Raw genomic sequence first — 11,809 nt, forward strand, 5'->3', positions numbered from 1 at the left:
GCGTCCGAAGAACCGACCAGGCAGCCGCGAGCGATCGTCGATGACGATGCGCGTGACGGGGGCGAGGCTGGTCTGATCTGGAAACATTCCAAGAATATATAGCAGGCCGATTTGGAAGCGCGAGTGCTTTGACGCGCACGGCTGACGCAACAAAAAAGCGCGGGGTTTTGCCCCGCGCTCTCTAGAACTTGCCTTATGGCGAAGATTACTCGCCGACGGCAGCCGCGCGGTCCTGCTTCTCGACGATGCGGGCCGACTTGCCGCGAAGGTTGCGGAGGTAATAGAGCTTGGCACGACGCACCTTGCCGCGGCGCACCACCTTGATCGAGTCGATCATCGGGGAGAGCAGCGGGAACACGCGCTCGACACCCTCGCCATAGGAGATCTTGCGGACGGTGAAGCTCTCGTTGAGGCCGCCGCCGGAACGGCCGATGCAGACGCCTTCATAGGCCTGCACGCGGGTACGGTCGCCTTCGACGACCTTCACGTTGACGATCACGGTGTCACCGGGACCGAATTCCGGAATCTCCTTGCTGGCGGAGAGCTTGTCGAATTGCTCTTTTTCGAGCTGTTGGATCAGGTTCATGGGTAAATCTCCATCGGCGCGCCCAGCCGCAGGACGGGGGCTGCGCGAAATTCGTTGATCCAGCTATTGCGGATGTGGCCGCTCCTATAAGGCAAGCCGGAGCGTTTGTCACCCGTCTGTCTTGTTTTTTGGCGTTTTTTGGCGTCCGGCCCGATTCGGGGCTTTGGCCGGGATTTGGGCCCATAAATCAGGCCGCCGGGCCGCCGTCAGGGACTCGGATTGTGCCCGCCGCCAGGCTGCAACCTTGGCGTGGTCGCCGGAGGTCAGGGTTTCCGGGATCGGAGCCCCCTCGAACAGCTGCGGACGGGTGTATTGGGGGTATTCGAGGAGGCCCTCCGAAAAGCTTTCCTCGGTTCCCGAGGCCTCCTTGCCCATCACGCCGGGCAGCAGCCGGACGCAGGCGTCGATCAGGGCCAGCGCGGCGATTTCGCCCCCGGACAGCACGTAGTCGCCGATCGAGACCTCCTCCAGGCCCCGTCCATCGATCACCCGCTGGTCCACCCCCTCGAACCGTCCGCAGACGATCAGGGGGCCCGGACCCTCGGCCAGCTCCATCACCCGCGCCTGGGTCAATGGCCGACCCCTCGGGCTCATCAGCAGTTTCGGCCGGTCCGGGTTGATCTCGACGGCATCGATCGCCGCCGCCAGAACATCGGCCCGCAGCACCATGCCCGGTCCGCCGCCCGCGGGGGTGTCGTCGACGCTCCGATGCCGGTCGGTGGCCGAAGCCCGGATGTCCCGCGCCTCGAGCTCCCAGAGCCCGCCAGCCAGCGCCCGGCCGGCCAGGCTCACGCCGAGCGGCCCCGGAAACATCTCCGGAAACAGCGTCAGCACCGTCGCGCGCCAAGGTGAAGGGTTCGTCATTGTTTCCCGATCTCGTCGTCCCGGGGCGTGCGGAGCGCGAGCCCGGGACCATAACCACCGCAGTCAGTTTTGCGATGATCGGAGCCACCAGCTTAGCCAAAAACCACGGCCTATGGTTATGGGTCCCCGCGTTCGCGGGGACGACTCGGAGAGAGAGCCTCGCCCCCGTCCTCACCCTCGATCTCCTGCGGCAGCGCGATCACAACGCGTCCACCTGCGAGATCGACTTCCGGCACCACCGCGTTTGTGAACGGCAGCAGCATCGTCGTGCCCTTTGGCGGCGCGATCTCGATGATGTCGCCAGCGCCGAAATTGTGGATCGCGAGCACGCGGCCGAGCGCGTCGCCGTCGGTGGTGACGGCGGCGAGCCCGATCAGGTCGGTGTGGTAATATTCGCCCGCATCGGTCGCGGGCAGCTTTTCGCGCGCGACGTAGAGCTCGATGCCGTTGAGGCGCTCGGCCTCATCGCGGGTCGTGACGCCCTTGAACGTCGCGACCAGATGATCCCTGGCCTCGCGCGCCTGCGCGACCTCGAACTGGCGCTTGCCGTCCTTGGCGAGAAGCGGACCGTAGCGCTTGATGGCAAAGGGATCTTCGGTGAAGGTCCACAGCTTGACCGCACCGCGCACACCATGCGCGGCGCCGATCCGCGCGACGCAGACCAGCGCCGACATGATCTGACCTTACGCCTTCGCGGCGGCTTCGGCCTGCGCCTTGCGCTCCTTGCGCGGCACGGCCTTCTGCGGGTTGTTGCGCGCTTCGCGCTTCTTGACGCCGGCGGCGTCGAGGAAACGCGCCACGCGGTCCGACGGCTGCGCACCCTTGGCGACCCAGGCCTTCACCTTGTCCATGTCGAGCTTGAGGCGGGCCTCGTTGTCCTTCGGCAGCAGCGGGTTGAAATAACCGAGACGCTCGATGAAGCGGCCATCGCGGGGAAAGCGCGAATCGGCGACGACTACGTGGTAGACGGGGCGCTTCTTGGTGCCTGCACGAGCGAGGCGGATAACGACGGACATTTAGTTCTCCTTCGAAGTACGGTTTGCAAAGTACGTTTTGTTCAGTTGATTGGTATTCCGCGTTGCGCGGGACGCTTGCGATCCCCCGCGACGAATTCCTCATTTCTTCTTGCCGGGAAAACCGCCGAGCCCCGGAAGGGTCGGCTTGCCGCTGAGGCCCGTAAGCCCCGGCAAATTCGGCAGGCCGGAGCGAAGACCGGGCGGCAGATCCTTCGGCAGGCTGGGCAGACCCTGCCCGCCGCCGCTCTGCATCTTCTCCTGCATTGCCTTCATCTCTTCAGGCGAGGGCGGCTTCATGCCGCCGCCAAAGCCCATCGCCTGCGCGATGCCGGCGAGCGGGCCGCGCTTGCCCGAGCCCATGGCCTTCATCACGTCGGCCATGTTCCGGTGCATCTTGAGCAGCTTGTTGACCTGCTCGACGCTCTGGCCGCTTCCCGCGGCGATGCGCTTCTTGCGGCTGGCCTTGAGCAGGTCGGGATGACGGCGCTCGTCGCGCGTCATGGAATCGATCACCGCGACCTGGCGCTTCAGGATCTTGTCGTCGATGCCGGCGGCCGCGATCTGGTTCTTCATCTTGGCGATGCCGGGCATCATGCCCATCAGCCCGCTGATGCCGCCCATGTTCGCCATCTGCAACAGCTGCTCGCGCATGTCGTTGAGGTCGAACTGACCCTTGCGCATGCGCTCGGCGGTGCGCGCGGCCTTCTCGGCGTCGATGTTGGCGGCGGCACGTTCGACCAGCGACACCACGTCGCCCATGCCGAGGATGCGGCCGGCGATACGATCGGGATGGAAATCTTCCAGCGCGTCGGTCTTTTCACCGGTGCCGATCAGCTTGATCGGCTTGCCGGTGACGGCGCGCATCGACAGCGCGGCGCCGCCGCGGCCGTCGCCGTCGACGCGGGTCAGCACGATGCCGGTGAGCCCGACGCGCTGATCGAAGGCGCGTGCAAGATTCACGGCGTCCTGGCCGGTGAGGCTGTCGGCGACCAGCAGCACTTCATGCGGATTTGCGGCGGCTTTGATCGCCGCTGCTTCCGCCATCATCTCTTCGTCGAGCGTGGTGCGGCCGGCGGTGTCGAGCAGCACGATGTCGTAGCCGCCGAGCTTGCCGGCTTCGAGTGCGCGCTTCGCGATCTGCGGCGGCTGCTGGCCCGCCACGATCGGCAAGGTCGGAATGTCGAGGTCGCGGCCGAGCACGGCCAACTGCTCCATCGCCGCGGGGCGATAGACGTCGAGCGAAGCCATCAGCACCTTGCGCTTGTCGCGCTGGACCAGGCGGCGGGCGAGCTTCGCGGTGGTGGTCGTCTTACCCGAGCCTTGCAGGCCGACCATCATGATCGGCACCGGCGGCACGGAATTGACGTCGATGGTCTGGCTTTCGGCGCCGAGCGTGTTGATCAGCTCGTCATGGACGATCTTGACCACCATCTGGCCGGGCGTGACCGACTTGACGACGGTGGCGCCGATCGCCTGCTCGCGGACGCGCTCAGTGAAGCTGCGCACGACTTCGAGCGCGACGTCGGCCTCGAGCAGTGCGCGGCGCACCTCGCGCATCGCGGCGTCGACGTCCTTTTCGGTCAGCGCACCGCGCCCCGTCAGACGATCGAGAATGCCACCAAGCCGTTCCGACAGACTGTCGAACAATGCCGTTGTCCCTTGTCCTGCTCGCGCAGGGTTGCCGTGTTCACCACTGTCATGCCCCGGCTTGACCGGGGCATCCAGTACGCCGCGGCACCTCGGTTCAGCCGAGCGGCCTCTGGGATACTGGATCGCCCGATCAAGTCGGGCGATGACCACTTCCTTGGCAAGCGATCTTCCAAACACCTTTACGCCCGAGGGCGCACAGCGCTGTCGGGCGTTGACCTCTGGCCTCCAGGGCCAGTCGGCGGGTCGAAAAGAAAGCCTTTCCGAGAAAGTGGCGGGGTTAAACGCCGCTCCCGCCCAAAAGTCAAGGAAAGTTAGGGGGCCGGGGTGCCTTTGCCAGGGCAAGGTCCTGAGAATACGGCACTTTTGGCGACCGGTTCCTTTTGCCTGGGCTCCGCCCATATAGAAGATGATGACTTACCTTCGTTACCATCCCTGAAGCCCGCTTGTGCCGATCACCCGCCGCCGCCTCTTTGGATTGATCGCTGGTGGCGCCGCGCTGGTCGGTGTTCCGCCCCTCTGGATGTCCCGCATGAAAACCTATGACGGCCCGGTCTCCGACCATTTCGACGGCCTGACCTTCTTCGATCCCGACGGGGCGCCGCCCAGATCCCTAGGCGAGGTGCTGCGCTGGCAATTAGGTGCCCGGGGGCAGCGCGCGGACTGGCCCGACTGGGTGCCGAACTCTCACGCCGACACGCCACCCGCCCGAGTCGAGGGCGACAAGGTGCGGCTCTCCTTCGTCGGCCACGCCAGCTGGCTGATTCAGGCCGGCGGCCTCAACATCCTCGTCGATCCCGTCTGGTCCTCGCGGGTCTCGCCCGTCAGCTTTGCCGGTCCGAAGCGGCACAACGACCCCGGCATCGCGTTCGAGAAGCTGCCGAAGATCGACGTCGTGCTGGTTTCGCACGGTCATTACGATCATCTCGACATCGCGACGCTGTCGCGGCTCGCCAAGAATTTTGCACCGCGCGTGGTCACCCCGCTCGGCAATGACGTGACGATGCGCAGCACCGACTCTTCCATCAAGGCGGAGGCCTTCGACTGGCACGATCGCGTCGAGCTCGGCGGCGGCATCGCCGCGACGCTGGTGCCGACCCGACACTGGTCGGCGCGCGGCATGTTCGATCGCAATAAGGCGCTGTGGGCGAGCTTCGTGCTGGAGACGCCGGCGGGGAAAATCTACGTCGTCTGCGATTCCGGTTATGGCGACGGCGGGCATTTCCGCCGCGTCGCCGAGAAGCACGGGCCGCTGCGTCTGGCGATCCTCCCGATCGGCGCCTACGAGCCGCGCTGGTTCATGCGCGACCAGCACATGAATCCGGAAGACGCCGTGAAGGCGCTGGCCGATTGCGGCGCGCAAGCCGCGCTCGGGCATCATCACGGCACGTTCCAGCTGACGGATGAAGCGATCGACGCGCCGGCGAAGGCGCTGGTCGAAGCGCTCGATACCGCGAAGATTCCGCAGGAGCGGTTCGTGGCGATGAAGCCCGGGCAGGTGGTGGAGATATGAATCCATCCACGTGCACAACTGTGCCCCGGACGCAGCGCAGCGTCTCTTCGACGGTGCGCTGCAGAGCCGGGGCCCATGCTGCAGCACGTGCCGTAGGATTTCTGGGTCCCGGCTCTGCGCAGCAGCGTTTCACGCTGCAGCGCGTCCGGGACAAGACACTTATTTGCCTTCAGGGCGAATGATCGCCCAGCTCACATTCACCGTCACCGACAGCGTTTCCTCGCCCGGCGCTACTGCCGCGGGCGCCGCCATCGGCGCGGTCGCCATTCTTGCCTTGAACAGCGGCACCGGAGCGCCGCCCTCGGATACGCTGAGCGGCGCGCCGAGCGTGACGCCGGTGGCCTTGGCGTAGATATCGGCCTTGCGCCGCGCGTCGACGACCGCCTGTTCGCGGGCGTCGTCGAGCAGTTTTGAGGCCTGCGTCACCTCGAACGAGATGTTGCCGATGTCGTTGGCGCCTGCGCCGACCAGCGTGTCGATGATGCCAGCGACCTTGGTCACGTCGCGGATTTTCACGGTGACGCGGTTAGAGGCGCGAAAGCCGACCACGGGCGAGGCGCCGGTGGATTTGTTCTGGCCATACTGCGGCTGCAAGGACAGGCGCGAGGTCTGATAGTCCTTCTCGGCGATGCCGGCGCCCTTCAGCGCCAGCAGCACCTTGCCCATCGCGGCGTTGTTGGCGTCGGAGGCTTCCTTCGCCGTCTTGGCGTCGTTGGCGACGCCGGCATCGATCTGCGCGAGATCGGGTGCCGCGGAAATCGTGGCTTCGCCGCTCACCGAGATCGCGGAGGGAAAATCGTCCGCGCGTGCGGGCGCCACCAGCAGCGTGGCGGCGAAAGCGGCGGCAAGGGACGTAAAAAGGACGGCAGGCTTCTTCATCTCTCTCACTTCAATGGCACGAACACGTTGATCACGAGCTTGTCCTCCGCCGTCTTCAGGGGATCGGTGAGGTACTCCTCGACAAAGGTGTCCTTGGCTTCCAGCTTCTTGTCGTCGAGGTGATTGGTGATCGCCTCATAGGTGTTGTCCATGTTGTCGTAGGAGCCGCGATGGACGAACTTCAGCGCCTTGCCTTCCGGCGATTTGCCGATGCTCATGTCCTTGGGCAGGTTCTTCGGGTCCTGCTCGACCGGGATCTCGGCCAGGAAGGTGAAGCCGGTGTCGTCGGTCGAGGTGTAGACGATCATCGAATTGCCGACGGGCTTGATGCTCTGCTTGTCCAGCAGCGTGTTCAGCGCCTTGAAAGCGTCGATCAGCGTGTCGAAGGCCGAATCCCAATTGGCGGTGCCCTTGACCATCAGGACCTTCTTCGGCTCGAGCGTGGTCTCCTGGCCAAAGGGATCGGCGGTCTGCACCGGAGCAGGCGTTGCGGCCGCAGCGGGCGGTGGGGCCGCCGGAGCGGGTGACGGCGAAGCGCTGGCCGCAGGCGATGGCGCCGGAGAGGGTGCCGCCGCGGGCGCAGGTGCGGCACTTGCGGCCGGGGAGGGCGAGGCCGACGGAGCCGGCGAAGGGCTGGCCGACGCGGCGGGCGCCGGGCTCGGGGTCTGCGCCAGAGCGCCGGGCACGCCAAACGACATGGTCGCTGCCGGGATCAGCGCGAGCAGTGCGAGGCGACAAAAACGATTCATTCTATTCTCCCCAAGGGCTTATGCGCCAAGGCCTTACATCCCCAAGGCCTTAAGCCGGCCGCGCGTCCCGGATCGCGCGAACCGCGCCGTTCTAACACGCGAGGGCCGAATTCGTCCCATGACAGATGCGTCATGGCCATGGCGGCAAATCACTGGCCAAGCCACCAAGGATCGCCATATAAGGCAGGCGAAATTCGGGAAATTTCATGAGCGCTCTGGCCAACCACGCATTTGCCAAGATGAACGGCATCGGCAACGAGATCGTCGTTGTCGACATGCGTGATTCCGCCGCGCCGGTGACGCCGGACGACGCCCGCGCGGTCGCCTCCGCGACGGGCGGCGTGCCCTACGACCAGCTCATGGTGCTCCGGAAGCCGCGGTTCGACGGTACCGAGGCCTTCATCAGCATCTACAACAATGACGGCTCCGAGGCCGGCGCCTGCGGCAACGGCATGCGCTGCGTGGTGCGGCGTATCTTCGAGAAGACCGGGCAGACCACGGCAACGTTCGAGACCGCCGCGGGCCTGCTCAATTGCTGGCAGGGCCCGGCGCCCGATCTCTACACCGTCGATATGGGCGCGCCGAAGTTCGGCTGGCAGGAGATTCCGCTGGCGGAAGAGTTTCGCGACACCCGCTACATCGAATTGCAGATCGGGCCGATCGACAATCCGATCCTGCATTCGCCCTCAGTGGTGAGCATGGGCAATCCGCATGCGATCTTCTGGGTCGAGGACGTCAACGCCTACGATCTCGAGCGCTTCGGTCCGCTGCTGGAAAATCACCCGATCTTCCCCGAGCGTGCCAACATCACGCTCGCCCATATCGTCGATCGCGACCACGTCACGATCCGCACCTGGGAGCGTGGCGCGGGCCTGACCAGAGCTTGCGGTTCGGCGGCCTGCGCGACCGCGGTTGCTGCCGCGCGGCTGAAGCGCACCGAGCGCAATGTCGAGATCACGCTGCCCGGCGGCAAGCTCGGGATCGAATGGCGTGAAAGCGACGACCACGTGCTGATGACGGGCCCTGCGACCTTCGAATACGAGGGCTCCTTCGATCCGGCGCTGTTTGCGCCGGTCGGCTGATGGCCGTCGACGTCGTCACCTTCGGCTGCCGCCTCAATGCCTTCGAGGCCGAACTGATCCGCCGCGAGGCCGAGGGCGCGGGCCTTTCCGACACCATCGTCATCAACAGTTGCGCCGTCACCAACGAAGCGGTGGCGCAGGCGCGCCAGTCGATCCGCAAATTGAAGCGCGAGCGGCCGGGTGCTCGCATCGTCGTCACCGGCTGTGCGGCGCAGACGCAGAGCCGGATGTTCGCAGACATGGCCGAGGTCGATCGTGTCCTCGGCAATGACGACAAGATGCGCAGCGAGGCCTGGCGCGATGCGCGTGCCGCGTTCGATCTCGGTGCGAGCGAAAAAATCGCCGTCAGCGACATCATGGCGGTGAAGCAGATGGCGCCGCATCTGATCGACGGCTTTGCGAGCGGCCTGCCGCGCGTGTTCGTGCAGGTGCAGAACGGCTGCGACCATCGCTGCACGTTCTGCATCATCCCCTACGGCCGCGGCAATTCACGCTCGGTGCCGATGGGCGCGGTGGTCGATCAGGTGCGGGCGCTGGTTGCGCGCGGCCATGCCGAGATCGTGCTGACCGGTGTGGACCTCACCAGCTATGGCGCCGACCTGCCGGGTGCACCGAGACTCGGCATGCTGACGAAGCAGATCTTGCGGCATGTGCCGGAGCTGCAGCGCCTGCGCATCTCCTCGATCGATTCGATCGAGGCCGATGCCGATCTGCTGGATGCCATCGGCGACGATGCGCGCCTGATGCCGCATCTGCACCTGTCGCTGCAATCCGGCGACGACATGATTTTGAAGCGGATGAAACGGCGGCATTCGCGCAACGACGCGATTGCGTTCTGCGACCAGGTGCGCCGCCTGCGCCCGGACATCGCCTTCGGCGCCGACATCATCGCGGGCTTTCCGACCGAGACCGAGGAGATGTTTTCGCGCTCGCTGGATCTCGTCGAGGAGTGCGGCCTGACGTTCCTGCACGTCTTCCCGTATTCGCCGCGCCCCGGCACGCCGGCCGCGCGGATGCCGCAGGTCGCAGGCGGTGCGATCAAGGAGCGGGCGAAGCGGCTGCGTACGGCGGGCGAAGCGGTATTGCGACGGCGGCTGCAAGAAGAAGTGGGTGGGACGCGCGATGTGTTGATCGAGAGCGGCAGCCAGGGGCGCACGGAGCATTATCTGCCGGTGGCGATCGCGGGCGAACGTGTTGGCCGTGTGGTGCAGCTGATGATTGCCGGCAGCGATGGCGAGCGGTTGACCACATAGTCGGTGTCGTCGCCCGGCTTGACCGGGCGACCCAGTACGCCGCGGCCTCTCCGCATCCCACTAACTCTCTGGAATACTGGATCACCCGCTCCAGTGCGCAATTGCGCACAAGGCGGGTGATGACACCGGTGCGTAGCGCGCGGCGCGCGCCCTACAACGCCCGCACCTGCCAGAATCGCAGCGTCCGCCGCGCGTTCTCCGGCGTCATTCGCGCGTAGTTGCTTTTCGCCCTCGCGATATCCGCGGGCTTCATCGCGCCGGTGGCAAAGCGACTCTCGAGCACGGCGGCTGTGGTTTCCCAGCTGAGCTGGGCCGCCTTGCACGGCACCAGCAGGCCGTCCTCGCGCAGGCTCTGCATCAGCGGACGAATCACCTCAATGGTCGATCCGGACAGTGCCGCCAATGCAGCCACGGCTTCCTCATAGCGCCGCTGCGCGGCGAAGCCGAGCAGCGTCGCCTCGGTCAGCTGGCCCGTCGCCTTGAGATTTGCGATGGCCCGCTTGGCGCCTTCGAAATCGCGCACGCCCGACATCTCGCGCTCGACACCGACGGTCACGGCGGCGATCGCGCCCTGGATCTCCTCGAACAGATGCGGCGGTGCGCGCGACAGCAGCCGGGTACGCACGGTATCCGTCGCCGAGCGCAGCAACCGGCGGCGCAAGTCGGACGGCAGGTCGACGCGGACGCCGACGCTCACGGCGAGCTCGGAATCGGCCTCGGCCTGCCCGACGATGACGGCAAATCCGTTTCCGGAAACGCGCGCGCCGGGATTGGCGGCAAGCCGCCGACTGACGCTGGGATAGCGCCGCGCCAGCAGCGCATCGGTGACGATCTCCTTGAGCCACCAGCGCCCGGCGACCGCGAGCAGATGTGGCTCGCCCTTGCTGGAGGCGATCTTCACGAGCTCGCCATCGTCGAGGCGCGCGGATTCCTGGAGCACGGGGCCGGCGATGCGAATTTCGTCATTATTGGCGAGGCGGCGGATCACGGAGGGCGGCGCCTGCGCGATCGGCGCAAGCTGCGCGCTGATCTCGGCCAACGCAATTCGTGCGCCCATGTCGGCGATGGCGCGCAGCTCGATGGTGCCGATCAGGCGCTCGAGCACGTCGTCGAACAGCGCGATCTGCTCGTCGTCAAAACTGCCGGCGGAGGAGAGGAAGAGGTCGGTGACGCGGCGGGCCGTTTCCAGGCCTTTTTCCGCCGAGCCGAGCCGAATCGCGGATTCGACTTCATCGATGATCGAAAACTCGGCCGTGGACATGACGCGTTGCTCGTCCTGAGCGAATGACGGGAGCTTGTTCTAAGCAATCGCTATCATTAGAGACGAGCACTGAACGTTTCGTAAACCACGCACCCCGGGCGGGCGCTATTCCCCATTCCAGCCGCAGGCGCGGAGCTTCTCGTGCATGTGGGGCGGGGCCGGCGCGACCACGCGGACCGGCTCCTTGTTCCGCGAGATCGGCACCACGATCTCGCGGGAATGCAGATGCAGCCGCGGCTCGCCGAAGCGCGGGCCGTTGCCGTAAATGTTATCGCCGAAAATCGGCCAGCCGGTCGCGGCCGAATGCACCCGCAATTGATGGGTGCGGCCGGTCACCGGTTCCATGGCGAGCCAGGTCAGCCCGTCGCCCCGTCCCATCACCTTCCAGTTGGTGATCGCCTTCTGGCCCTCGGGATCCGGTTTCTGCCACCAGCCACGCTCGGCATTGAGCCGGCCGAGCGGCATGTCGATGGTGCCTTCGTCCTCGGCAGGGCCGCCCTCGACCACGGTCCAGTAGGTCTTGCCGATCTTGCCGTGCTTGAACAACAGGCCGAGCGAGGCCGTCGCCTTGCGGTGGCGGCCGAGCACGAGGCAACCGGAGGTGTCCTTGTCCAGACGGTGGGCCAGCACCGGCGGTCGCGGCAGGCCGAAACGAAGCGCGTCGAACGACGTTTCCAGATTGGCCCCGCCCTTGGGGCCGCGATGCACCGGCAGGCCGGCGGGCTTGTCGATGACCAGCATCAGCCCGTCGCGATGGAGCACGCGCGCCAGGATCTCGTCGGCAGTCAATTCGGGAACATCGAGCAATTGCAAGACTTTCGGTCAACACTTTCGTTTGGGAGCCGGAACGGCTAACACACCAGTGCGGTGGATTTGGCATTCGCTCAGCGCTAGCCGCGAAACGCGAAGCGAATGCCAAATCCAGGGCCGCACTGGCAACAATATTTTCTCGTGCCGCT

12 protein-coding genes are annotated in these 11,809 nt (G+C 65.8%); 3 read left to right on the forward strand and 9 right to left on the reverse strand.

Annotated elements, in window-relative coordinates:
• Window positions 1–205: 205 nt before the first annotated feature.
• The 5 genes from rplS to ffh all read right to left on the reverse strand — a co-directional run bounded on the left by rplS (window position 206) and on the right by ffh (window position 4,113).
• Window positions 206–586, reverse strand: a complete 381-nt coding sequence (gene rplS, locus ACKWRH_RS01870; RefSeq protein ID WP_445219092.1) for a 50S ribosomal protein L19 — start codon at window positions 584–586, stop codon at window positions 206–208.
• A gap of 108 nt (window positions 587–694) precedes the next feature.
• A complete protein-coding gene (gene trmD, locus ACKWRH_RS01875) occupies window positions 695–1,450 on the reverse strand; it encodes a tRNA (guanosine(37)-N1)-methyltransferase TrmD (RefSeq protein WP_445219093.1) in 756 nt (251 codons plus the stop codon).
• A 116-nt stretch (window positions 1,451–1,566) separates the two neighbouring features.
• Window positions 1,567–2,124 carry a ribosome maturation factor RimM gene (rimM, locus tag ACKWRH_RS01880; protein ID WP_445219094.1) on the reverse strand — a complete coding sequence of 186 codons (558 nt, stop codon included), beginning with the start codon at window positions 2,122–2,124 and terminating at the stop codon, window positions 1,567–1,569.
• A gap of 9 nt (window positions 2,125–2,133) precedes the next feature.
• A complete protein-coding gene (rpsP, locus tag ACKWRH_RS01885; RefSeq protein WP_014490649.1) occupies window positions 2,134–2,466 on the reverse strand; it encodes a 30S ribosomal protein S16 in 333 nt (110 codons plus the stop codon).
• A gap of 99 nt (window positions 2,467–2,565) precedes the next feature.
• Entirely contained in the window at window positions 2,566–4,113 is a 1,548-nt protein-coding gene (ffh, locus tag ACKWRH_RS01890) for a signal recognition particle protein (RefSeq protein ID WP_445219095.1), read from the reverse strand.
• 448 nt (window positions 4,114–4,561) lie between these two features.
• Here ffh and ACKWRH_RS01895 point away from each other — a divergent pair, with 448 nt between their 5' ends.
• Entirely contained in the window at window positions 4,562–5,626 is a 1,065-nt protein-coding gene (locus tag ACKWRH_RS01895) for an MBL fold metallo-hydrolase (protein ID WP_445219096.1), read from the forward strand.
• A gap of 159 nt (window positions 5,627–5,785) precedes the next feature.
• Here the strand turns inward: ACKWRH_RS01895 and ACKWRH_RS01900 are convergent, their stop codons facing one another.
• Both ACKWRH_RS01900 and ACKWRH_RS01905 read right to left on the reverse strand, forming a co-directional pair.
• The gene (locus ACKWRH_RS01900; RefSeq protein ID WP_445219097.1) at window positions 5,786–6,505 is read right to left on the reverse strand and encodes an SIMPL domain-containing protein; all 720 of its coding nucleotides are present in this window, start codon (window positions 6,503–6,505) and stop codon (window positions 5,786–5,788) included.
• Window positions 6,506–6,510: 5 nt separating this feature from the next.
• The gene (locus ACKWRH_RS01905; protein WP_445219098.1) at window positions 6,511–7,254 is read right to left on the reverse strand and encodes a GyrI-like domain-containing protein; all 744 of its coding nucleotides are present in this window, start codon (window positions 7,252–7,254) and stop codon (window positions 6,511–6,513) included.
• Between the two features lie 206 nt (window positions 7,255–7,460).
• Between ACKWRH_RS01905 and dapF the strand changes: the two genes are divergently transcribed.
• Complete coding sequence (dapF, locus tag ACKWRH_RS01910) at window positions 7,461–8,336, forward strand: diaminopimelate epimerase (protein ID WP_445219099.1); 876 nt, start codon at window positions 7,461–7,463, stop codon at window positions 8,334–8,336.
• Window positions 8,336–9,589 carry a tRNA (N(6)-L-threonylcarbamoyladenosine(37)-C(2))-methylthiotransferase MtaB gene (gene mtaB, locus ACKWRH_RS01915; protein WP_445219100.1) on the forward strand — a complete coding sequence of 418 codons (1,254 nt, stop codon included), beginning with the start codon at window positions 8,336–8,338 and terminating at the stop codon, window positions 9,587–9,589. The genes dapF and mtaB overlap by 1 nt, the downstream gene beginning before the upstream one ends.
• Before the next feature lie 151 nt (window positions 9,590–9,740).
• Here the strand turns inward: mtaB and ACKWRH_RS01920 are convergent, their stop codons facing one another.
• On the reverse strand, window positions 9,741–10,850 hold the full coding sequence (locus ACKWRH_RS01920; RefSeq protein WP_445219101.1) for a DUF2336 domain-containing protein: 1,110 nt from the start codon (window positions 10,848–10,850) through the stop codon (window positions 9,741–9,743).
• Between the two features lie 105 nt (window positions 10,851–10,955).
• On the reverse strand, window positions 10,956–11,657 hold the full coding sequence (locus tag ACKWRH_RS01925; protein ID WP_445222603.1) for an RluA family pseudouridine synthase: 702 nt from the start codon (window positions 11,655–11,657) through the stop codon (window positions 10,956–10,958).
• Window positions 11,658–11,809: the final 152 nt, after the last annotated feature.

The sequence above is a fragment of the Bradyrhizobium sp. Pa8 genome (assembly GCF_052588265.1).

Bases quoted from the DNA above. Each gene is read 5' to 3' on its own strand.
- rplS (WP_445219092.1), bottom strand. From the start codon at position 586: ATGAACCTGATCCAACAGCTCGAAAAAGAGCAATTCGACAAGCTCTCC.
- trmD (WP_445219093.1), bottom strand. From the start codon at position 1,450: ATGACGAACCCTTCACCTTGGCGCGCGACGGTGCTGACGCTGTTTCCG.
- rimM (WP_445219094.1), bottom strand. From the start codon at position 2,124: ATGTCGGCGCTGGTCTGCGTCGCGCGGATCGGCGCCGCGCATGGTGTG.
- rpsP (WP_014490649.1), bottom strand. From the start codon at position 2,466: ATGTCCGTCGTTATCCGCCTCGCTCGTGCAGGCACCAAGAAGCGCCCC.
- ACKWRH_RS01900 (WP_445219097.1), bottom strand. From the start codon at position 6,505: ATGAAGAAGCCTGCCGTCCTTTTTACGTCCCTTGCCGCCGCTTTCGCC.
- ACKWRH_RS01905 (WP_445219098.1), bottom strand. From the start codon at position 7,254: ATGAATCGTTTTTGTCGCCTCGCACTGCTCGCGCTGATCCCGGCAGCG.
- dapF (WP_445219099.1), top strand. From the start codon at position 7,461: ATGAGCGCTCTGGCCAACCACGCATTTGCCAAGATGAACGGCATCGGC.
- mtaB (WP_445219100.1), top strand. From the start codon at position 8,336: ATGGCCGTCGACGTCGTCACCTTCGGCTGCCGCCTCAATGCCTTCGAG.
- ACKWRH_RS01920 (WP_445219101.1), bottom strand. From the start codon at position 10,850: ATGTCCACGGCCGAGTTTTCGATCATCGATGAAGTCGAATCCGCGATT.